This is a genomic window from Caulobacter sp. GW821-FHT10A10 (genome assembly GCF_059415745.1).
The window spans coordinates 225,298-245,904 of record NZ_JBWKNV010000007.1; the positions used below are offsets into that span (position 1 = coordinate 225,298).

Genomic DNA, 20,607 nt, shown 5'->3' on the forward strand with positions numbered 1-20,607 from the left:
CCGGTTAACAGCCGGCTGCTCTACCACTGAGCTACCGCGGAACAGGTCGCTCTCAAGAGAGGGCGGTTGATAGCCGCCCCGGTGACTCGGCGCAAGCCGCACAATCGCGCTGCGGCGAGATGAGCCAGCAAAGCTTGTGGAGGAATTTGCGCACGACGAAACCGTCGCACAACGCAAAACCTGACGATGTCGGGGAAACTAGAGAGTGGCTCCGCGGGTAGGATTCGAACCTACGACCAGCCGGTTAACAGCCGGCTGCTCTACCACTGAGCTACCGCGGAACAGGTCGCTCTCAAGAGAGGGCGGTTGATAGCCGCCTCGGTGACTCGGCGCAAGCGCCTTCGAGATAAAAAACAGCCCGGTTCGAAAACCGGGCTGTGAAAAGTTGAGTGATGGTGGGGCGCCTTCAAAAAGAAGACGCTCACAATCTCACCAATCATGGTTAACCAGATCTTAATTTCGCGCCGCCCAGCCAAAAGGTCGCAGGGGTGAGGCGCAGGCGCCCTGCCCGGCGGCATCGATATGACGCCGCCCAGGCGGCCAAGGCTCGCGGCCATATGTAACAGCGATACGTCGGCATCTTCCCGCAGGCCGACTCGGCGGCTAAAGCGTTCACCATGAACGAACCCGACGACCAGTGGTCGGTCACGCTCCAGCGCGGCGTGGCCAGCCTCGATTTCCAGGTGGCGCGCGACCCGGCCGTGGCCGCGCCCGTCATGACCGGCCTGCTGGGCGACCTGCGCGGCGCGCGGGCGATGGTCCAGGCCGCCGCCATGGCCGCAGCCGAAGCCGACCGCTGGGTGGCCGCCGGGTCGGGCGACATTCCCATTCCCCGCGCCCTGGTGCTGACCCGCCGTGACCTGGCCAAGGCCAAGGCCGCCGAACCGCCCGGCAGCACGACCTCGCCGTTCACGGCCGGCTACGCCGCCGTCTATCGCCTGGAGCTGGCCCGCCTGCTGTGGGACGCGATCTCCGACGCCCCGGCCCGCCGGCTGGAGGAACTGGCCCGCCGGGTCCCCGCGAACTAGAATCGACGCCAAAGAGCCACGACCGCGCCGCGCTCGCGAAGGGCGTTGCGGCCGCTGGCCGTGCCTGTGAGCCCGGCCTGGGCCGACCAGCCGGCCGGCAGGGCGTAGACCGCCGAAAGCTCCAGATTCAGGTAGCGATAGGCCTCGTAGCCGCCCTGCCCGGCCCCGAGCGATGAGACGGCGTAGGCCTGCCCCATCAGCATGAATGACTTCTTGGGCCGCACGCCGAGCGTGGCCTCGAAGCGCCGCTCGTCGGGCGGATCGCCGTCGCGGCGGCGCAGGCCGCCCTGGACATCGGCGAAGACCTCGCGTCCGCCCAGGGTTCCGCTCCACCCCACCAGCAGGCGGCTGTCGTATTCGGCGTTGGGCGAACCCTTTTGCGCCGCGCCCGGATCGGCGTCGCCGCCCGGCAGACTCACCGAGGTCTGGTTCGACATCACCCAGCCGTCGCGCGCCAGCAGGCGATAGCGGATAGCGACCTCGACATGGCCCGGCTCGTCGGCGCGGCCGTTGGCGGTGCGCAGGCGGCGGACCGAGCCCTGGAGGCCAAGGGTGAGCCTGTCGGTCAGTCCGTACTCGGCGAAGGCCTGCAGTTCGGTCTTGCGGTAGTCGACGATGTCGACCGCGCCGCCGTCGGCGTCGAAGCCGTGGGTGCTGTCCTGGGCGCGCAGGCTGACGATCACCTCCCTGCCGCCCTTGGGCTGGGTCCAGGCCGCCGCCTCGGCCTGGCTCCACGACGCGGCCATCGCCACAGCCGCCAGCAGAGCGACGCCCCCGCGCCGCCTCACATCGAAGTCCATGCCGCCTCACCCCCTCCACGACCGGTGAGCGACGATAGAAACACGAACTATCGCTAAGGATGTATATGATTTTATGCGATTGACTCGCAACAACATGAGCCCTAGACCCTGTTGCGAACTAATCGCAAATCGATGTCGGGTTTTCCCTCCCCTCACCCATGACATCGCCTGCGTCCGGCGGGGCTCTCCTCCGCCGGACGCCCTTTGCGCCAAACTCGTCCGCCGACTTGGAGGTCTCAATGAGCTGCGCCTGCGGACTGGAGATGGACTTCGAGGACACCGGCCCCGAGGGCCTGGCGCGGGGCGAGCGCCTGCTGCTGTGGGGCGTGCGAACCTGGGCGGCGCTGCGCCTGCAGGGCCAGCCGGCCGACGCGGCGATCCGCGCGACCTTCGCCCGCAACGCCTCGCCGCGCACGGCGGCGCTGTTCATGCAGACCATGCTGCTGGTCGAGAGCGATCTCGTCAGGCCGTTGCAGATCCAGTGCCCGCACTGCGCCGGCTACGCCATGGACGAGCAGCGTCTGGTGACCGCCTGTGGCCTCGCCGCCGCCGCGCCGGGCCTGGCCGCCCGGCTGCTGGCCCCGCTGGTGACCCGGCCCGAGGTGGCCAGCACGTTCGCCCGCGCCCTCAACCACGCCCTGGCCCTGGACGGCTCGCCCCTGCCCGTGCGGATGGGCGAACCGGTGGAGGAAGCCCCGCCCCTGCGGATGGCGACGGTCCACTAGCGCCGGGCGCCGGAGACGGCTTGGCCGGACGGCGCGGCTCGCCTATCCAGGGTCAATGACCGCTCCCCGCATCGTCGCCCGCGACCTGGCCTATTCCGGCTGGCTGCGCCTGCACCTGCTGACCCTGGAGACCGAGGGCGGCGAGCGCTTCAAGCGCGTGGTCGAGGACCACGGCTCGGCCGTCGCGGTCCTGCCCTACGACCCGGAACGCAAGGTCGCCGTGGTGGTGCGCCTGACACGCGCGCCGCTGCTGATGAAGGGCGCCACGCCGATCATCGAGGCCCCGGCCGGTCTGGTCGACGCCGGCGAGACGGCGATCGAGGCCGCCCGCCGCGAAGCGGTGGAAGAGACCGGCCTCACCCTGCGCGAGATCAGTCCGGCCGGCGAGATCTGGAGCATGCCCGGCGTGTCGACCGAGCGCATGGCGCTGTTCCTGGCCGAGTACGTCGCCGGCGACCGCACCCACGACGGCGGCGGCCTGGCCGAGGAGCACGAGGACATCGAGGTGATCGAGCGCCCGCTCGACGCGCTCTGGGCCGAAACCAACGGTTCGGCACCCGCCGACGCCAAGACCCGGATCCTGTTGCAGGCCCTGCGCCTGAAACGCCCCGACCTCTTCGAAGGCCCGCTCTAGAGCGCGACCTCGAAGCGCATGCCGTCATAGGCCGGCTCGACGCCCGGCGGCAGCTGGCCGGCCAGGGCGTTGTAGTCGAGGTCGATGTGCAGGTTGGTCAGGATCGCCCGCTTGGGCCTGGCCCGCTCGATCCAGCCCAGCGCCCGCTCGACATTGGCGTGGGTGGGATGCGGGGTCCAGCGCAGGGCGTCGACGATCATGACGTCGAGGCCTTGCAAGTCCGGCCAGCTCTCCTCGGGAATCTGCACCACGTCGGGCATGTAGGCGACGCCGCCGATGCGGAAGCCGGCGGCGCGGATCTCGCCGTGATCGAGGTCGAAATTGACCACCGGAATGACGCCGCTGGGCCCCTCGACGCTCCAGGCCTGGCCGTGCGGCGGCAGATGACGCGCCTCGCAGATGGCCGGATAGGCGCCCTTGGTCTCGAAGACATAGCCGAACCGCATCAGCAGGCCGTCATAGGTCGCCGGATCCATGTAGGTCGGGATCCGGAAGCGGTGATTGAGGAAGAACGGCCGCACGTCGTCGATACCGTGGGCCTGGTCGGCGTGGTCGTGGGTGAACAGCACCGCGTCGATGCGGCCGGCGCCGGCCCGGGCGGTCTGCAGGCGCAGGTCCGGCGAGGTGTCGATCAGCACCGTGGTGTCGCCGCGCGGATCGCCGCCCGACAGCCGCCTCACCAGCATCGAGCAGCGGCTGCGGTGATTCTTCGGCTCGGCCGGATCGCAGTCGCCCCAGTTGCCGTCGGCGCGCGGCACCCCTCCGGAGGAACCGCTGCCGAGGATGGTGAACTCGAGCCGGTCGCCGGTCATGGGCGCGGAATCGCGTCGAACAGGGCGAAGAAGGCGTCTTCCGAGCGTTGCTCGGCTTCAGCACGGGTCCAGCCGCGGATCTCGGCCAGCTTGTCGACGATGTGCGGCAGGTGGGCCGGCTCGCAGCGGCGGCCGCGCATCGGCACGGGGGCCAGATAGGGACAGTCGGTCTCGACGATGATGCGGTCGGCCGGCATGTCGCGGATCACGGAACGCACGTCCTCGGCCTGCTTGAAGGTGGCGATGCCCGAGACCGAGAACCAGGCGCCCAGCGCCGCGGCCCGGCGGGCCAGGTCCGCGCCGCTGGTGTAGCAGTGCATCAGGATCTTGAAGGCGCCCTTGGCGTGCTCCTCCTCCAGGATCTGACCCATGACCTGGTCGGCCTCGCGGGTGTGGACCACCAGCGGCAGGCCCGTCTCGCGGGCGGCGGCGACATGTTCCTTGAACACGGCGGCCTGCACGTCGCGAGGCGACAGATCGTAGTGGAAGTCGAGACCCGTCTCGCCGATGCCGACGACCCGGGGCTTGCCGGCCAGCTCGACCAGGTGGGCGGTCGTCAGGTCGACGTGGTCCTTGGCCTCGTGCGGGTGGGCGCCGACCGTGCACCAGATGTCGGACTCCGCCATGGCGATGGCGTGGACGGCCGGGAAGTTGGGGATCTTGTCGCAGATGGTCAGCATCATCTCGATCCCCGCCTCGCGGGCGCGGGAGATGACGGCGTCGCGGTCCTCGGCGAACTGGGGCGCGTGCAGGTTTACATGGCTGTCGATGAGCATGCGGTCAGATGGCGGCCTTGGCGGCGGCGCGCAAGTCCGCAATCGCCGTCCAGAACACGTCGGCGCGGTCGAGGTTCACCGCCTCGGCCTCGATCGGCCAGCGGATCAGCCGCTCCCAGGCGCCGGCCCAGCGGTCGAGGCCCGCCGGAGTGCGATCGCCGGCCATGCCCACGGCCATGGCGTGGATCTGGTCGGCCAGGCGCTCGAACAGCAGTTCGAAGCGGGCCTGGCCCTCGGCGCCCTTGAAGGTGTCGGCCAGGGCCAGCAGCGCGGCCTCGTCGATCTCGGGCAGCTTGCGCAGGATCTCGCCGGCGGTGTCGTCGGCCTCCAGGGCCTTGGCGGCGGCCAGTTGCAGGGCCTTGCCCGGCGCGCCGTGGGCCATGCGGCCCAGGCGCTCGGCCTGGCGGCGATCGAGACCCAGGCGGTGCTCGACCATGTCGGCGGCGCGTTCGACGCCGGGCGCGGGCACGGCCAGGCGCCGGCAGCGCGAGCGGATGGTCGGCAAAAGCTTGCCCGGCGAGTGGCTGATCAACAGGATGATCCCGCGCGCCGGCGGCTCTTCCAGCGTCTTCAGCACGGCGTTGGCGGCGTTGACGTTGAGATCGTCGGCGGCGTCGATGATCGCCACGCGATAAGGCGAGGTCGCCGGCGAATTGGCGAAGAAGCCCGGCAGCAGGCGGGCCTCGTCGACGGGAATCGACTTGCGGGCCTTGCCGTCGTCGGTGGCGCGCTCCAGCACCATCAGGTCGGTATGCGAGCGGGCCGCCACTTGGCGGCTGACGAAATCGGACGGCGCCGAGCCCAGCAGGCCGAACGACGGATCGGGCCGCGCGCCCAGCAGCCGGCGGGCCATGCGGTAGGCCAGGGTCGCCTTGCCGACGCCCTCGGGGCCGGTCAGCAGCCAGGCGTGGTGCAGGCGGCCACGGCCCAAGGCGTCGATGAACGCGGCCTCGGCCTTGTCCTGACCGTCGAGCGAGAAGACGTCGCGCGGATGCGGAGGCGCGTCGCTCATGCCAGGTCCAGCCGCTCGGACACGGCCTCCCAGACGGCCTGAGAGACCTCTTCGATGGTGGCGGTGGCGTCGACCACCGCGCAGCGGTCCCGTTCGCGGCGGGCGATCTCGAGGAAACCGGCCCGCAGGCGCTCATGGAAATCCAAGCCCTTGGATTCGAAGCGCGCCGCCCCGCCCCGCGCCGAGGCGCGCTCCAGGCCGACGCTCGCGGGCAGGTCGAAGACCAGGGTCAGGGTCGGGATCGTGGCGCCCAGCACATGCTCTTCCAGGCTGGCGATCAGCGAGGCCGGCGCATCGCCGCCAGCGCCCTGATAGGCGCGGGTCGAATCGGCGAAGCGGTCGCAGACGACCACCGCACCGCGATCCAGGGCGGGACGGATCACCCGCTCCACGTGGTCGCGGCGGGCGGCGTACATCAGCAGAGTCTCGGTGACCGGCGACCAGCGGTCGGCCGCGCCGTGCACCAGCAGTTCGCGGATCGCCTCGCCGCCGGGGCTGCCGCCAGGCTCACGGGTGACGACGACCTCGTGGCCGAGCGCCTCCAGCCGCTGCGCCAGGAGGCGCACCTGAGTGGATTTGCCGGCGCCTTCGCCGCCTTCGAAGCTGATGAAAATTCCGCGGGTCACCGGCCTCAAATCGGCTGGAACGCGGGGCTTGTCCAGACCTGGTTGGGCGGGTTCCACACCGAACCGTAAAACCCCCGCAAAAGCGGGGGCCTAGGTGTTTTATCGTCGAGCGCCGTGGGTGGCGGAAAAAGCCTGGGTCCCCGCTTTCGCGGGGATTTTACGGGGAGAAGGTTCTCTAGGGCCGCAGCACCGTGGCGTCGTTGAAGCCCAGCGAGGCGACGCGGTCGCGGATCCCCCAGGCTTCGCCCTCGTCGGCGCCGCAGTTGACGACGACGCGGTAGAGCGTGCCGCCGCCGCGATCCATCGGCTCGACGGTGACGCGGCCGGCAGAGGCCAGGCGGTCGGCGGCGCGCTGGGCGTTTTCGCGATTGGCGAAGCTGCCGGCCTGGACGCGATAGGCGCCGCTGGACGGGGCGTCGACCTTCACCACGCGCGACGGGACGGCCGGCTGGTCATAGAGATTTGCAGCCGTCTCACGCGGGATTTCGCGATAGGCCGGCTGCGAGGGCGGCGGGGTGGCCGGAATGGCGGCGAAGCGGCGGGGCTGGTCGACGGCGCTCTTGGGGGCCGGGCCGATATAGCGCACCCGCACCCGGGCCAGGCCCTTGCCCTTGTAGCCCAGTTCATCGGCCGCGGCCTTGGAGAGATCGATCAGGCGGTCGCCGACGAACGGCCCGCGGTCGTTGACCCGAACCTTCATCTTCTTGCCGTTGTCGAGATTGGTCACCTCGACGATGGACGGCAGGGGCAGCGTCTTGTGGGCGGCCGACGGCAGGTCCATGTCGAACAGCTCGCCGTTGGCGGTGCGGCGGTTGTGGAACTGCTCGCCGTACCAGGAGCCGGTCCCGACCACGTCGTAGTCAGGGTCCGCCTTCGGATAGTACCAGATGCCCTTGATCTGATAGGGCTTCTCGGTGCCGCGCAGGCCCTGGCCGTAACCGGGCGGCGGCGGGCCATGATATTCGCGGTCGGGCGAGCTGCTGGCGACCGGCTTGTTGATCGGCAGGCGTGGCGACGGCGTCGCGCAGGCGGCCAGGCCCGCGGCGCCCAGCGCCGTCAGCCCGAGGACCTTCAACGCGCGGATTTCATTCGTGTAGGTGCGCCGCATGCGTCGCCAAAACTCCGGATGGTCGTCCCCCATCGTGGTTTCAGCTTCGTTCAGATGTTTTTAGGCTTGGTTAAGGATGCCTGCGACAGATCGTTCTGGAGCCGAAGCACAAGCGCTGATATAGCCGCCCGCTCCGGACAGGTGGCCGAGTGGTTTAAGGCAGCGGTCTTGAAAACCGCCGTAGGTGGAAGCCTACCGTGGGTTCGAATCCCACCCTGTCCGCCACCCCTTCTTCAGACGCGTCGCTCTCACGACGCCGAGGCCAGCACCTGCGCGGTCGTCGTGACCACCGCGTATTCGCCGTGCAGGTTCGACAGGCTGAAGAGGCTCCAGTCCACGGCAGAGCGCATCCGGCCGTGCAGGTCGGCTTTGTCGAAGGTGAAGCAGGCGTCGCCTGGCACGGTGACGTCGAAGCCCTGGCAGGCTGCGGCGCGGACCGTGGCCTCGACGGAGTTGCTGGTGCTGACTCCCACGATCACCAGCCGGGACAGATCCCGCGCCTTCAACCAGGGCCCCAGTTCCCCGCCGGCGAAGGCGTCAGGGACGGTCTTTTCCAGGCGATGCTCGGACGGCAGGGGCTCGAACCTGGGCTGAAACTCCGATGACGGCTCGCCCCGCTGGAAGGCCCCGTCGGGCGAGCGGCTGAAGTGGCGCACATGCACGACCGGCAAGCCGCGTTCGCGCCAGACGGCCAGCAGACGGGCGATGTTGTCCTCGGCGCCGGGATTGTCCCGGGGGCCGGTGTTCTGCGGCAGCATGGCGCGCTGCAGGTCGATCAGGATCAGGGCCGGCGTGGTCATTCCGCCAGCTTGATGGTCGAGCTCGCCCCCGGCAACAGGCGCTAGTCGCCTCCGGCGGCGCGATAGGCGCGCTTCTCCGCGCTCACCACCGCCTCGACCTTCCTGCGTTCGGCGCGCCAGCGGCGGCGCGCGGCTTCGGACTCCCTGTCGAGGGCGGCCTGGCGTCGGTCGAGTTCGATCTTCTCCTCCCGATGACCAGCTTCGAGCGCCGCCAGATGCGCCTCGGCCGAGTCGAGCGCGGATCGGTCGGGCGGCGGCGGAGGATCGGCCGGCCTCGAAGCCTTGGCCTTGTGGCGTTTCGGCGTGTCCGGCATCTCAGGCAGGTTCGGGGCTTGGCCATAGGCGTCGGTGGAACCGATAGCGCGACGCAGGGGCGTTTCCGGATGGGCCAGGGCGGCTTTCACCGCCGCCTCGTCGGTGGAGACCTTGGCCACGCCCTCGGCGAACAGGTTCTGACGCACGCCCCAGGCGTCGAGGGCCGCCTGCCGGTTGGGCGCGGCGACGACGGAATCATGGAAGCCGAAGCGGGCTTCGAAGACCTTCAGGCGGCGTGCGCGGGCCTTGGCCATGCCGACGTTCTCCCTCCCCCGCCAACCCGCTGGGCGGGGCGCGGTTCCTGAAAGTCTGGCTTCCGAGGCCCCGGCGGGGTAACCAACGCCCCTTTCCGACCTTTCCCCTCCCCAGCCCAAGATCCCCGCTCCTATGACCGATACGACCTCCGCCGCCGTCTATGGCTTTCCCCCGCGCGAGGTGATCGAGACGCCGCGCGGCGCGATCCAGACGGCCCCGACCGTGCCGGGCGCCGAGCCGCTGGAAAGCCTGGCCGACGGTTCGCTGGATGCTTTCGTGGCTCTTGCCCCGGCCGGCGCCGTGGAGCGCCGCTATGTGCTGGCCCAGATGCTGAGGGCGCTGAAACCTGGCGGCCGACTGACCGTGGCCGCGCCCAAGGATCGCGGCGGCCTGCGGCTGAAGAAGGAGCTGGAGGCGTTCGGCTGCAAGATCGGCGAGGACGCCCGCCGTCACCACCGCATCTGCGTGACCCTGCGCCCCGACGCGCCGACGGGCCTGGTCGAAGCCCTGGCCGAGGGCGCGCCGCGCCGCATCGACGGCGAGGGCCTGTGGACCCAGCCCGGCGTGTTCAGCTGGGATCGCCTCGACACCGGCACGGCCCTGCTGATGAGCGCCCTGCCCGCCTTTTCCGGCGTCGGCGCGGATCTGGGCTGCGGCATCGGCGTGCTAGCCCACCAGGTGCTGGCTTCGCCCAAGGTCACGAAGCTGGCCCTCATCGACATCGACCGCCGGGCGCTGGACGCGGCGCGGCGCAATGTCGCCGACGACCGGGTCAGTTTCTCGCACGCCGATGTGCGCCTGGGCCTGCCGGAGCTGTCGGGCTTGGACTTCGTGGTCTCGAACCCGCCGTTCCATGAGGGCGGCGGCGAGGACAAGGCGCTGGGCCAGGCCTTCATCCGCGGCGCGGCGGCCCTGCTGAAGAAGGGCGGCGCGCTGTGGCTCGTGGCCAATCGTCACCTGCCCTACGAGGCGGTGCTGGGCGAGCACTTCGCCCGCGTACGCCCGGTGATCGACCAGAATGGCTTCAAGGTGTTCGAGGCCGTCAAATGAGCAAGCCGCTGATGGCGCGCCTGGATCGGCTGCTGGCCAATCTGGGCTATGGCGCGCGGCGCGAGGTGCAGGCCCTGGTGGCGGCCGGCAAGGTGACCTTCGACGGCGTTCCGCTGAAGGACGCCGGCAAGCGCATCGCAGTCACCGCCGACCTGCCCCAGCACCTGATGATCCGTGGCGTTCCGGTGGATCCGCCGGCGCCGCTGGTGCTGCTGATGAACAAGCCCCTGGGCGTGGTGTGCTCACATCGCGAGGACGGGGCCAAGATCTACGACCTCTTGCCGCGCCGCTGGCAGGTGCGCGATCCGGCGCTGTCGAGCGTCGGGCGGCTGGACAAGGACACCTCGGGCCTGCTGCTGATCACCGACGACGGCGACTTCCTGCACCGAGTGATCTCGCCCAAGCGGCATGTGGCCAAGACCTATCTGGCGCAACTCGACCGGCCGCTGTCGGGCAAGGAGGGTGAGGCCTTCGCCAGCGGGACGCTGATGCTGGAGGGCGAGGAAAAGCCGCTGCTGCCGGCGCAGCTGGACGTGGTCGACGAGACCACCGCGCGCCTGACCATCACCGAGGGTCGGTATCATCAGGTGCGCCGGATGTTCGCGGCCATGGGCAACCATGTCGTGGCCCTGCATCGCGAACGGATCGGCGGGATCACGCTTCCGGCCGAGCTGGACCCCGGCAAGTATCGGATCCTCAGCGCCGAAGAGGCCGAGCAGGTGTTTTCGTGAGCGACATCGAGGTCGACGCCCGGGGCCATCGCTGCCCCGTGCCGACCTTGCGGCTGCGCCGGGCGCTGGAGCACGCGCCGGCCGGGGCGACGGTGCGGCTGCTGGCCGACGACCCGCTGGCGCGCATCGACGTGCCGCATTTCGCTCGCCAACTGGGCGCTACGCTGGAGGGGGTCGAGGACCTGCCTTCCGGTGTAATCAGCTTTCGGGTGACGAAGGCGCCTTGAGGCCGATGGCCTTGGGGCCGTCGAGCAAGGCCTGGGGCCGCTCGTCGAGCGCGATCTCGACCTCGGTGGCCAGGGCCCCGCCAAAGAATACGGCGTTCACGCTCCACGACAGCCAAATGAGAAAGATGATCACGGCCGAGATCGAGCCGTAGGTCGCGCCCAGGTGCGCCACCTTCTCGACGTAGAAGGCGCTGGCCCACGACATGAAGACGCAGAACAGGGCCGCGGCGACGCCGCCGGTGACCGAGGCGCGCCAGCCGACCGGGGCGCGCGACATGGCGTAGCGATAGATCAGGGTCATGCCGACCACGAGGCCGAAGGTCGCCCAGCTCCACTCGCTCTGGATCCATGAGACGCCCTGCAGCGGCCGCAGATCCAGGGTGCTGGAGAGCAGCCGGAAGGTCAGGAAGATACCGGACATGGCGAACAGCAGGCCGAAGGCCGCGATCAGCACGAACAGCGCCATCAGGTTGAAGCCGAAGAAGCCGCGCTGGTCCTCCTCGTCATGGATGAACGACAGGCCGGCCAGCAGGGCCTTGAAGCCGCGATGGGCGGCGTAGACGCCGATGACCAGGATCACGAGGCTCTGCAGCGAGACGGTGTAGACCGGCGCATGGGCCAGGCGCTGCATCTCGCTCTGGAAGATCGGCCGGGCGCCGGTCGGCATCATGAACGCCAGGGCGTCGGCTTGGCGGGCGGCGGTGCTGGGGTCCAGCAGCAGGCTGTAGAGCCCGATCAGGATGGCCAGGCCGGGAAACACCGCCAGCAGGGCGAAGAACGAGACGCCCCCGACATAGAGCATGACGTCGCGCCCCCACAACCGGGACAGGGCCAGGCCGAGGACGCGGAGGATTTCCTGGATCCAGTGGATCGGGTCGAGATCGAGGTCTCGCCAGCGGATGGGGGCCTTGGGGGGCTGCATCCGCCGGAAACTGCCTGCGGCCGCCCGGTGAAGCAACCCTGGAAGGCTCTGCTTGTCGCCAAACAGTCAAAGACGCGCCGCCTCAGGGAAAGCGACGCGTCTCCGCAGGACTTGCCTGAACCGGACGCCACATCGAGGGACGGGTTGGCGCAGCGGCCGGTCACAGTTCGAAATTAGGATTCGCCGCCTGAACCGCATCTGAACGCGGTTGTCAGTTTGGCGGGGGCAGGAATTTCATCGTCTGCCGGGCCGAAAATGACCGATAGTTCCCCGCGAAGGCGGGGACCCAAGCTGACGTCCAGGATAGGACGCAGTCCGAAGCAAGCCCTCAGATGCAGCTTGGATCCCCGCCTGCGCGGGGATGCACGGAGAAGGGGCGGATGTCCGGGTACTGGACCTCAGAGCGCTCCCGAAGCCTCCAACTCCGCGATCGCCCCCGCGTCGAAGCCCCAGTCCGACAGCGCCTGGGCGTTGTCGGCCCCGATCTTCGGCGGCGGACCCTGGATGACGCCCGGGGTGGCCGAAAAGCGCGGCGCGGGCGCGGGCTGGATCACGCCCGCCACCTCGACGAAGGTCTCGCGGGCCTTGTTGTGGGCGTGGGCGGGCGCTTCGTCCATGGAGAGGACCGGAGCGAAGCAGACGTCGGTGGCGTCCATCAGCTCGCACCACGCGTCGCGGGTCTTGGTGGCGATCACGGCGGCCAGCTTCTCGCGCAGGGCCGGCCAGTCGTCGCGGCTCATCTGGGCCTGGAAGTGCGGGTCGGTGATCCCGGTCTTCTCCAGCAGCAGCAGATAGAACTGCGGCTCGATCGAACCGATCGACACCCACTTGCCGTCCGAGCACTGGTAGGTGTCGTAGAAGTGAGCCCCGCCGTCGAGCAGGTTGCCGCGCCGGCCTTCGCGCCACATCCCCATGGCCTTGAAGCCGTAGAACATCGCCATCAGCGAGGCCGCGCCGTCGCTCATGGCGCAGTCGATGACCTGGCCCTGGCCGATCTCGCGCGCATGGATCACGCCCGCCAGCAGGCCGAAGGCCAGATAGAGCGCCCCGCCCCCGAAGTCGCCGACCAGGTTCAGCGGCGGGATCGGCTTGTCTTCCGTCCCGATGGCGTCGAGAGCGCCGGTGATGGCGATGTAGTTCATGTCGTGGCCGGCGGCCTTGGCGTAGGGGCCGGTCTGGCCCCAGCCGGTCATGCGGCCGTAGACGAGCTTGGGATTACGGGCCAGGGCGACGTCGGGGCCTAGGCCCAGCCGCTCCATCACCCCGGGGCGGAAGCCCTCGAACACCGCGTCGGCGGTCTCCATCAGCTTCAGGCAGGTCTCGACGGCGGCGGGCTGCTTGAGGTCCAGCGCCACCGAGCGACGGCCGCGGGCGGTGACGTCGGCGGGCGAGGAGCGGCCCGAGCCCTTGCGGTCGATGCGCACGACGTCGGCGCCGAGGTCCGACAGCAGCATGCCGCAGAACGGCCCCGGGCCGATCCCCGCGAACTCCAGCACCTTCAGCCCCGATAGCGGTCCCTGGCCCATGCGTTCCTCCCGTTTTCTGTTCTGTTGACGCCAGTAGGACCCGGCTGACGCTCGGTCAGGCAAGCCCGGCCGCAAACCACCTGTCGACAAGGTAAAGCCTGCGACCTTGCATCCCTTTGCCGCACCCCCGCCTCTGCTATGTTGGCTCGCGAATCGACGGCCCTGCGCCAGCGGAGAGACGAATTTGGCGGTGAACGCCCGGATCCTGATCGTGGCGCGTGACGACACGCGGGCCGGTCCCCTGTCCGAGGGGCTGGACCGTCTGGGCTGGCGCACCATCACCGCCCGCGGCCCCTATGCGGCCCTGGCGGCGCTGGGCGATCTGCAGATCGAGGCCGTGATCGTCGACATCGACGCCGCCGGTCCCGACAGCCAGACCCTCGCTCGCCGCCTCAAGGCCGCCGTGGCCCCGCGCCGCCTGCCGGTGATCGCCATCGGCGAGCCGGGCACGGACGCCGGCCAGGCCGCCTTCGACCTGACCCTGTCGCCGCCCCTGCACCCGTCGCAGGCGGTGCTGCGCCTGGAATCCCTGGTCCGCACGGCCATCGCCGAGGAAGAGTTCGAGCTTCGCCTGACCACCTTCGGCGATCGCGGCCGTCGCCTTGATCTGCCCGAGCCCACGGCCACGCCCTACCGCGTGCTGGCCATCGGCGAGCCCGCCCCGCAGTTCCTGGCCCTGTCCAACGCCCTGACCCGGGGCGGCGCGGACGTGGTCGGCGCGTTCACGGCTTACACCGCCTTCGACTACCTGCACGAGCGGGCCTTCGACGCGGTGGTGCTGTGGGCCGGCGAGAACCAGCAGGAGGCGATGTCGATCGCCGCCGGCATGCGCCGCAACACCCGGCTCTTCCACATCCCGGCGCTGCTCTACATGAACGCCGAGAGCTACGTGACGATGTCCGAGGCGTTCCATCGCGGCGTGTCGGACGTGGCCTCGCCCCAGACGCCGGAAGGCGACACCGCCCGCCGGGTCATCGAGCTGGCCCGCAACTACCGTCGCGGCGAAGCCATTCGCGGCGCGCTGGAGAAGGCCCGCAGCTCGGGCCTGATGGACGCGGCCACCGGCCTCTTCACCCGCGACCTGTTCGCCGCCCACCTGGCGCGGCTGGCCGGCGCGGCGCGCGAGCGTGGCCGGCCGCTGTCGATCGGCGTGCTGCGCGTCGCCGACAAGCCCGAGGTCGTCTGGGCGCGGCAGAACGGCTGGCTGGACCGGGCCATCCCGCAGATCGGCTCGATGGTCGGCCGCCTGGTGCGCGTCGAGGACACCGCCGCCCGCCTGGCGCCGGAAGTCTTCGCCCTGGCCCTGCCGGCCACGAACCTGGCCGCCGCCAAGGCCGCCGCCGAGCGCATCGCCGCCGTCATCGGCTGCACCGCTTTCGACGCCGGCGAGGACCGCAGCCCGTTCGTCTGCGAGTTCGACATCGGCGTGGCCCAGATCGAGCCGGGCGAAACCGCCATCCACGCGCTGGAACGCGCCGCCTCCCAGGCGCTCCAGAAAGCCGTTTAACAAGACGCGTGACGGGCGCCGAAACCGCCCACACTTTCGGCTGTCACGCTTTAGTCTCAGGAGCTTCCGATGGGTCAGCCGATCACCGTCGACGTCGTCGCCGACGTCGTCTGTCCGTGGTGCTATCTGGGCTGGCGTCGGGTGAAGAGCGCCCTGGCCGCGCGACCGGACCTAGAGCCGATCGTCGTCTGGCGTCCCTACCAGCTGGATCCCAGCCTGCCGGAAGAAGGCGTCGACCGCGCCGCCTACATGGCCGGCAAGTTCAAGGACCCAGTGCGGCTGAAGGCCGTGCACAAGGCGCTGCAGGAAGCCGGGGCCGAGGAAGGCATCGACTTCGCTTTCGACAAGATCGCCCTGTCGCCCAACACCAGCGCCGCCCACCGCCTGATCCGCTGGGCCCGCGGCGCGGCCGTGCAGGACGAGGTGGTCGAGGCTCTTTTCGCGGCCTATTTCGAGCAGGGCCGCGACATCGGCGACCCGGTCGTGCTGGCCGACATCGCCAAGAGCGCCGGCATGGACGAGGTGGCGGTGCTGCAACTGCTGTCGGACGGCGCCGACAAGGACGTGATCGTCCAGCAGCACGCCATGGCCGTGCGCGGCGGCGTCACCGGCGTGCCGGTGGCGATCTTCGCCGGCAAGGTGGCGGTGGTCGGGGCGGAGAGCCCCGAGAACCTGCAGAAGGCGATCGACCAGGCGCTGGCTTAATTCCTTCTCCCCTTGCGGGAGAAGGTGTCGGCGACAGCCGACGGATGAGGGGTCGCGCCGCCGCCGGACGCTTCGTGCGGCTGAACCACCGTCGTGGCGGAGGGTTCTGAGAGACCCCTCACCCGACCTGCTTCGCAGGCCCCCCTCTCCCGCAAGGGGAGAGGGATCAGGTTAGCGCCGGCTGCGCCTCGAGCCGCATCCGGTACGCCATCACCGCCGTGTGGCCGAGCTTCTCCACGAGCCGCCAGTTGACGATGGCCCCGACCGGCGCGCCGACGACGGGCAGGAGCTGGGCGAGTTTCGCCAGGTCGATGTGGTCGCGGTACTGCTGCTGGAAGGCGCGCCAGTCGAAGCCGGAGAGGTCGGTGGGGTGCTGGCGCTGGTCCCAGCCGTCCATGGCCTCGAACACCCGGGCGCGGTGCCCGGAATCCGAAAAGGCCAACTCGAAGATGTGCAGGATGTAGAGCCGCTCGGAGAGCTGCGCCCCGTCGTGACCGAAGGCGGCGGCGATCTCGAACAGGAGCTTGATCTTGAAGCTCATCAAAAGCGGGAAATCGGCGGCGGCCAGAACAAAGCCCCCTGCCCCGGCGATCCCGCCCTCGGCGGCGGCCGCCTTCTTCCAGCCGTCGATCGAAGCCCGCACGCGGTCCAGCCGCTCGTCGAGCGTGGCTTGAACCAGCGGCGCGCCGGTGGCGAAGTCCGAGCCGGTGAGAATGGCCCGGGTCATGCCCTGCATGGCGGCGGTGATCGCCGCATGGACCTTTTCCGGGATGATCTTGTTGACCTTCAGCTGCACGGCACGGGCGGCCAGGCCCAGGGCGCCGGGCGGCTTGGTCATCTCGGCGCGCCAGGCGGCGAGGTCGGTGGTGGCGGCGGTCTGGGCCAGGAGGCTCTCCGGAATGGCGCGAGCCTTGCCTGAAGGTCGCTGAGAATCACGGCGGCGGGCCGATTTGACACGCCGGCCGCCGGATCATGACGCATTCCGCGCGAGGCCAAGAGTCCGTTGTACCTGTCGATTGAAACGCCGACCTCGTCGCCCGTCCGACCAGCCATTCGTCCCGCCATTTTGGGACGCCTCGTCGCCGGCCCCGAGGGCCACGACGCCCCGCCCGCCTTCGCGACCGGCCTGATGGGCGCGGCGACGGCTTCCGACGCCTTGCTGTCGCGCGCGGTCTCGACCCAGCTTCGCGAATTCGCCCGCCGCCAGGCGGCGCGCGAGACGGTGGCCCGCATCGCCGAGCACGCCACGCGCGGCCGGACCCAGGCCACGGTCGATCCGGCCTGGATGAACGCCTTCGTCGATCACGTCGAGCGCGCCCACGGCGACCGGTCCCTGACCCTGTGGGGCATGGTGCTGGCCGGCGAGATGCTGTCGCCCGCCAGCTTCTCGGTGCACGCCATGCGACTGCTGGCCGAACTGCCGTCGCGGACCATCGGCCTCTTCGCCACGGCCGCCGCCCATTCGCTGAACGACGTGGTGTTCCAGGAGGCCTGCGGCTTCAGCAAGCCCGAAGCCGTGGCCCTGGAGGCGGCCGGCCTGATCTCCGGCGGCGGCGACACCTTCAACCTGCCGATGGCGGCCACTTCGCTGGCGACGGTGACGATGGAGGGCGAACACGGTCTGGGCGCCTCGCTGCCCGCCCCGACCTCGTTCGGCGTCTATGTGCTGTCGCCGGTCGGACTGGAGTGGCGGCGGCTGGCCTCGAACGAGCCGGCCCTGACTCGCGCCCGGCGCATCGCTCAGGCGTTGGCGGATCGACGCCCCGAGGCCCGCTTCCACGTGCTGCACGCCGTGGCGCCGGACGGCGCGACGGTGCTGGAAACCATCTGACCACAGCCTTCCACACGGGCGTCCACACAGGCGTCCACCGAACGTCCACACGGGCGTCCACACCCTCGCCCAGCGTCCACACCTATCGCCCGCTCTATCCCCAAGCGCGCCGGTTCGCCGTCTCGCTGTCGGAGTCTCAGCCGCCTATAGCTTGCGAACCCATTCACCATGTGACTTCGCCCCGACCTTGAGCCAGCTGAAATTGCCGTTGGAACGCCCGCCCAGCTTCGAGCGGGACGACTTCGCCGTCTCGCCGGCCAACGAGGACGCCGTGCGCGCCGTCGACGCCTGGCCGGAGTGGCCGAACGGCCGCCTGGCCCTGGTCGGTCCGTCGGGCAGCGGCAAGACGCACCTTGCGCGCGCCTGGGCCGCCCAGGCCGGCGCGGTGATCATCGACGCCGCCGATCCCAACCTCGCGCCGCTGGACCTGCCCGCCCTGCGCGGCCGCCCGATCCTGGTCGAGGACGCCGACCGCCGCGCCCTGGGCGGCGTGGTCTCGGACGAGGACCTGTTCCACCTGCTGAACATGGCCGGGGTGGACGGCGGCAGCCTGCTGCTGACGGCCCAGACCGCGCCGCTGGAATGGCGGACGGTGGTGCCGGACCTGCGCTCGCGCCTCAACGCCCTGACCGCCGCCCTCATCGACGAGCCCGACGACGTGGTGCTGGAGGCCGTGCTGCGCCGCGCCTTCGCCGACCGCCTGATCCGCCCTGCCGACGACGTCTACGCCTTCCTGCTGCGCCGCATCCCGCGCAGCGCGCCCGAGGCCGTGGCCCTGGTGGCGCTGCTGGACGAGGCGGCCTCGGAAAGCGGTCGCGGAATCACCCGCGCCTTCGCCGCCCAGATCCTGGCCTTCGGCGACGAGGAGGGCTTCGAGGACTGAACCGAACGCTTCGATTCACTTGAACAAACGGCGTTTGTCTTGCGGCTGTCATCAGGCTCGGTCACGATACGGACCGTTGCCCTGGAGTAGACGATGACCGACGCCGCCGCCCTCGCGCCCGCCCCTCACAAGGTGGAGACCGCGCCCGAGGATCGCGCGCGCCTCGTGCTCGACGAAGACCTGCTGGCCGCGCCGGAGCGGTTCTTCAACCGGGAACTCTCGTGGCTGGCCTTCAACCAGCGCGTCCTCGAGGAAAGCGCCAACCCGCGCCACCCGCTGCTGGAACGCCTGCGGTTCCTGTCGATCAGCGCCAACAACCTCGACGAATTCTACATGGTCCGCGTGGCCGGCCTGAAGGGCCAGGTTCGTGAAGGCGTGCGCGTGGTCAGCCAGGACGGCCTGACGCCCGGCGAACAGCTGACACGCATCAACGCCTCGGCCTTCGAGCTGATGAGCGAACAGCAGAAGATCTGGCGCGAGGTGCGCGCCGAGCTGTGGGCCGAGGGCCTGAAGCTGCTGGACGCCAAGGACATCGTCGGCGCCGACCGCGAGCGGGCCGAGGAGATCTTCAAGTCGCGCATCTTCCCGGTGCTGACGCCGCTGGCCGTGGATCCGGCCCACCCGTTCCCGTTCATCCCGAACCTGGGCTTCTGCTTGGCGCTGAAGCTGCGCCGGATCTCGGACGACAAGCACCTCTACGCCCTGGCCCCGATCCCCAACCAGGTGCAACGCTTCTGGGAGCTTTCGGCCGGCCCGCTGAAGGGGCGCAAGCGCGAACGCAAGATCGTGGCGCTGGAAAGCTTCATCATCCTGTTCCTCGACCACCTGTTCCCCGGCTACGAGGTCGAGGGCCGCGGCCTGTTCCGCCTGATCCGCGACAGCGACCTGGAGATCGAGGAAGAGGCCGAAGACCTGGTGCGCGAGTTCGAGGCGCGCCTGAAGAAGCGCCGCCTGGGCCGCGTGGTGCGGGTGAAGATCCAGACCACCATGCCCGCCGACCTGCGCGAGTTCATCACCGAGGGCCTGCGCGCCCAGCCCGAGGACGTGGTGCTGGTCGACGGCAAGCTGGGCCTGGCCCAGATGAGCGAGCTGATCCCGCCCGACCGTCCGGACCTGAAGTTCAAGCCCTACAACGCCCGCTTCCCCGAGCGGGTGCGCGACCACGGCGGCGACTGCTTCGCGGCGATCCGCGAGAAGGACATCCTGGTCCACCACCCGTTCGAGAGCTTCGACGTGGTGGTGCAGTTCATCCGCCAGGCCGCCCGCGATCCCAACGTGCTGGCGATCAAGCAGACCCTGTACCGCACCTCCAAGGACAGCCCGATCGTGGCGGCCCTGATCGAGGCGGCCGACAACGGCAAGAACGTCACCGCCCTGGTCGAGATCAAGGCGCGCTTCGACGAGGAAAATAACCTGAAGTGGGCGCGCGACCTGGAACGGGCCGGCGTGCACGTGGTGTTCGGCTTCGTCGACTGGAAGACCCACGCCAAGCTGTCGGTCGTCGTGCGGCGCGAGGGCGAGTCCCTGCGCACCTACTGCCACTTCGGCACCGGCAACTATCACCCGCAGACGGCGAGGGTTTACACCGACCTTTCCCTCTTCACCTGCGATCCGGCCATGGGCCGCGACGGCGGCAAGCTGTTCAACTTCATCACCGGCTACGCCCAGCCCGGCGCGCTGGAGAAGCTGTCGTTCTCGCCCCAGACGCTGAAGCCCGACCTGCTGGCCATGATCGCCGCCGAGGCCGCCAACGCCCGGGCCGGCAAGCCGGCCGGGATCTGGGCCAAGATGAACGCCGTGGTCGATCCGCAGATCATCGACGCCCTCTACGCCGCCAGCCAGGACGGCGTGCAGATCGATCTGGTGGTGCGCGGCATCTGCTGCCTGCGCCCTGGCATCCCGGGGCTTTCGGAGAATATCCGGGTCAAGTCGATCGTCGGCCGCTTCCTGGAGCACAGCCGCGTCGTGGCCTTCGCCAACGGCGCCGACATGCCCAGCGCCCAGACCCGGGCCTTCATCAGCTCGGCCGACTGGATGCCGCGCAACCTCGACCGCCGGGTGGAAAGCCTGGTGCCGGTCGAGACCCCCACCGTGCATCAGCAGGTGCTGAGCCAGATCATGGTCGCCAACCTCAACGACGAGGCCCAGAGCTGGCGCCTCGACAGCGAGGGTCACTACGCCCGCGATCCGGCCTGGGAGAGCAAGGGCGCCTTCTCGGCCCACGAATACTTCATGACCAATCCCAGCCTGTCGGGCCGCGGGCATCACGTGCAGGACCTGCCGCGGGCCTTCGACCACGTGGGCCCCAAGCGCAAGCGCTAGGATCCGGCGCCC

At 69.9% G+C, this 20,607-nt stretch carries 22 protein-coding genes and 3 tRNA genes (1 of these 25 only partly in view); 12 read left to right on the top strand and 13 right to left on the bottom strand.

From position 1 onward, the window contains the following. Together AC07NS_RS20065 and AC07NS_RS20070 are read right to left on the bottom strand one after the other, a co-directional pair. Positions 1 to 41 (bottom strand) — tRNA-Asn (locus AC07NS_RS20065); it reaches 134 nt to the left of the window's first position. Between the two features lie 165 nt (positions 42 to 206). Next, positions 207 to 281: transfer RNA gene (locus AC07NS_RS20070), tRNA-Asn, on the bottom strand. A 336-nt stretch (positions 282 to 617) separates the two neighbouring features. On the opposite strand from AC07NS_RS20070, the gene AC07NS_RS20075 reads away from it, so the two are divergent. After that, complete coding sequence (locus AC07NS_RS20075) at positions 618 to 1,028, top strand: hypothetical protein (RefSeq protein ID WP_494606094.1); 411 nt, start codon at positions 618 to 620, stop codon at positions 1,026 to 1,028. On the opposite strand, the gene AC07NS_RS20080 is transcribed toward AC07NS_RS20075, so the two are convergent. After that, the gene (locus tag AC07NS_RS20080; protein ID WP_494606096.1) at positions 1,025 to 1,828 is read right to left on the bottom strand and encodes a hypothetical protein; all 804 of its coding nucleotides are present in this window, start codon (positions 1,826 to 1,828) and stop codon (positions 1,025 to 1,027) included. The two genes, AC07NS_RS20075 and AC07NS_RS20080, sit on opposite strands and share 4 nt — an antisense overlap. 239 nt (positions 1,829 to 2,067) lie before the next feature. Between AC07NS_RS20080 and AC07NS_RS20085 the strand changes: the two genes are divergently transcribed. Both AC07NS_RS20085 and AC07NS_RS20090 read left to right on the top strand, forming a co-directional pair. Then, positions 2,068 to 2,553 carry a hypothetical protein gene (locus AC07NS_RS20085; protein ID WP_494606098.1) on the top strand — a complete coding sequence of 162 codons (486 nt, stop codon included), beginning with the start codon at positions 2,068 to 2,070 and terminating at the stop codon, positions 2,551 to 2,553. A 55-nt stretch (positions 2,554 to 2,608) separates the two neighbouring features. Beyond that, a complete protein-coding gene (locus AC07NS_RS20090; RefSeq protein WP_494606099.1) occupies positions 2,609 to 3,187 on the top strand; it encodes an NUDIX domain-containing protein in 579 nt (192 codons plus the stop codon). Here AC07NS_RS20090 and AC07NS_RS20095 read toward each other — a convergent pair. The 5 genes from AC07NS_RS20095 to AC07NS_RS20115 all read right to left on the bottom strand — a co-directional run bounded on the left by AC07NS_RS20095 (position 3,184) and on the right by AC07NS_RS20115 (position 7,521). Continuing rightward, on the bottom strand, positions 3,184 to 3,999 hold the full coding sequence (locus tag AC07NS_RS20095; protein ID WP_494606101.1) for an MBL fold metallo-hydrolase: 816 nt from the start codon (positions 3,997 to 3,999) through the stop codon (positions 3,184 to 3,186). The genes AC07NS_RS20090 and AC07NS_RS20095 overlap by 4 nt on opposite strands. Further along, a complete protein-coding gene (locus tag AC07NS_RS20100) occupies positions 3,996 to 4,775 on the bottom strand; it encodes a TatD family hydrolase (protein WP_494606103.1) in 780 nt (259 codons plus the stop codon). Before AC07NS_RS20100 ends, AC07NS_RS20095 begins: the two co-directional genes overlap by 4 nt. A gap of 4 nt (positions 4,776 to 4,779) precedes the next feature. Then, positions 4,780 to 5,787 carry a DNA polymerase III subunit delta' gene (locus tag AC07NS_RS20105; RefSeq protein WP_494606104.1) on the bottom strand — a complete coding sequence of 336 codons (1,008 nt, stop codon included), beginning with the start codon at positions 5,785 to 5,787 and terminating at the stop codon, positions 4,780 to 4,782. Continuing rightward, entirely contained in the window at positions 5,784 to 6,413 is a 630-nt protein-coding gene (tmk, locus tag AC07NS_RS20110) for a dTMP kinase (protein ID WP_494606106.1), read from the bottom strand. The genes AC07NS_RS20105 and tmk overlap by 4 nt, the downstream gene beginning before the upstream one ends. A gap of 175 nt (positions 6,414 to 6,588) precedes the next feature. Continuing rightward, entirely contained in the window at positions 6,589 to 7,521 is a 933-nt protein-coding gene (locus tag AC07NS_RS20115) for a septal ring lytic transglycosylase RlpA family protein (protein ID WP_494606108.1), read from the bottom strand. Between the two features lie 135 nt (positions 7,522 to 7,656). Here AC07NS_RS20115 and AC07NS_RS20120 point away from each other — a divergent pair. Then, a tRNA-Ser gene (locus AC07NS_RS20120) sits at positions 7,657 to 7,746 on the top strand. A gap of 23 nt (positions 7,747 to 7,769) precedes the next feature. On the opposite strand, the gene AC07NS_RS20125 is transcribed toward AC07NS_RS20120, so the two are convergent. Beyond that, positions 7,770 to 8,321 (bottom strand): cysteine hydrolase family protein, encoded by a 552-nt coding sequence (locus tag AC07NS_RS20125; RefSeq protein ID WP_494606110.1) that lies wholly within the window; start codon positions 8,319 to 8,321, stop codon positions 7,770 to 7,772. A gap of 41 nt (positions 8,322 to 8,362) precedes the next feature. Further along, positions 8,363 to 8,890 (bottom strand): hypothetical protein, encoded by a 528-nt coding sequence (locus AC07NS_RS20130; protein WP_494606112.1) that lies wholly within the window; start codon positions 8,888 to 8,890, stop codon positions 8,363 to 8,365. A gap of 133 nt (positions 8,891 to 9,023) precedes the next feature. Here AC07NS_RS20130 and AC07NS_RS20135 point away from each other — a divergent pair, with 133 nt between their 5' ends. The 3 genes from AC07NS_RS20135 to AC07NS_RS20145 are packed head-to-tail and all read left to right on the top strand — an operon-like array spanning position 9,024 to position 10,899. Then, entirely contained in the window at positions 9,024 to 9,941 is a 918-nt protein-coding gene (locus tag AC07NS_RS20135; RefSeq protein WP_494606114.1) for a class I SAM-dependent methyltransferase, read from the top strand. Further along, the gene (locus tag AC07NS_RS20140) at positions 9,938 to 10,672 is read left to right on the top strand and encodes a pseudouridine synthase (RefSeq protein ID WP_494606116.1); all 735 of its coding nucleotides are present in this window, start codon (positions 9,938 to 9,940) and stop codon (positions 10,670 to 10,672) included. Before AC07NS_RS20135 ends, AC07NS_RS20140 begins: the two co-directional genes overlap by 4 nt. After that, positions 10,669 to 10,899, top strand: a complete 231-nt coding sequence (locus tag AC07NS_RS20145; protein ID WP_488881164.1) for a sulfurtransferase TusA family protein — start codon at positions 10,669 to 10,671, stop codon at positions 10,897 to 10,899. Before AC07NS_RS20140 ends, AC07NS_RS20145 begins: the two co-directional genes overlap by 4 nt. Here AC07NS_RS20145 and AC07NS_RS20150 read toward each other — a convergent pair. Together AC07NS_RS20150 and AC07NS_RS20155 are read right to left on the bottom strand one after the other, a co-directional pair. Beyond that, entirely contained in the window at positions 10,871 to 11,821 is a 951-nt protein-coding gene (locus AC07NS_RS20150) for a YihY/virulence factor BrkB family protein (RefSeq protein WP_494606118.1), read from the bottom strand. The two genes, AC07NS_RS20145 and AC07NS_RS20150, sit on opposite strands and share 29 nt — an antisense overlap. Before the next feature lie 398 nt (positions 11,822 to 12,219). Beyond that, positions 12,220 to 13,347 (bottom strand): CaiB/BaiF CoA transferase family protein, encoded by a 1,128-nt coding sequence (locus tag AC07NS_RS20155; RefSeq protein ID WP_494606120.1) that lies wholly within the window; start codon positions 13,345 to 13,347, stop codon positions 12,220 to 12,222. A gap of 184 nt (positions 13,348 to 13,531) precedes the next feature. Here AC07NS_RS20155 and AC07NS_RS20160 point away from each other — a divergent pair, with 184 nt between their 5' ends. Together AC07NS_RS20160 and AC07NS_RS20165 are read left to right on the top strand one after the other, a co-directional pair. Then, positions 13,532 to 14,854 (top strand): diguanylate cyclase domain-containing protein, encoded by a 1,323-nt coding sequence (locus AC07NS_RS20160; RefSeq protein ID WP_494606121.1) that lies wholly within the window; start codon positions 13,532 to 13,534, stop codon positions 14,852 to 14,854. Between the two features lie 69 nt (positions 14,855 to 14,923). Further along, positions 14,924 to 15,559 (top strand): DsbA family oxidoreductase, encoded by a 636-nt coding sequence (locus AC07NS_RS20165; RefSeq protein ID WP_494606123.1) that lies wholly within the window; start codon positions 14,924 to 14,926, stop codon positions 15,557 to 15,559. 166 nt (positions 15,560 to 15,725) lie between these two features. Here AC07NS_RS20165 and AC07NS_RS20170 read toward each other — a convergent pair whose 3' ends face one another. After that, positions 15,726 to 16,445, bottom strand: a complete 720-nt coding sequence (locus tag AC07NS_RS20170; protein WP_494606291.1) for an EcsC family protein — start codon at positions 16,443 to 16,445, stop codon at positions 15,726 to 15,728. Positions 16,446 to 16,625: 180 nt separating this feature from the next. On the opposite strand from AC07NS_RS20170, the gene AC07NS_RS20175 reads away from it, so the two are divergent. The 3 genes from AC07NS_RS20175 to AC07NS_RS20185 all read left to right on the top strand — a co-directional run bounded on the left by AC07NS_RS20175 (position 16,626) and on the right by AC07NS_RS20185 (position 20,595). Further along, entirely contained in the window at positions 16,626 to 17,390 is a 765-nt protein-coding gene (locus tag AC07NS_RS20175) for a DUF2806 domain-containing protein (protein ID WP_494606125.1), read from the top strand. Positions 17,391 to 17,577: 187 nt separating this feature from the next. After that, positions 17,578 to 18,273 carry a DnaA regulatory inactivator HdaA gene (gene hdaA / locus AC07NS_RS20180; RefSeq protein ID WP_494606127.1) on the top strand — a complete coding sequence of 232 codons (696 nt, stop codon included), beginning with the start codon at positions 17,578 to 17,580 and terminating at the stop codon, positions 18,271 to 18,273. 93 nt (positions 18,274 to 18,366) lie between these two features. Further along, complete coding sequence (locus AC07NS_RS20185; RefSeq protein WP_110121258.1) at positions 18,367 to 20,595, top strand: RNA degradosome polyphosphate kinase; 2,229 nt, start codon at positions 18,367 to 18,369, stop codon at positions 20,593 to 20,595. Positions 20,596 to 20,607: the final 12 nt, after the last annotated feature.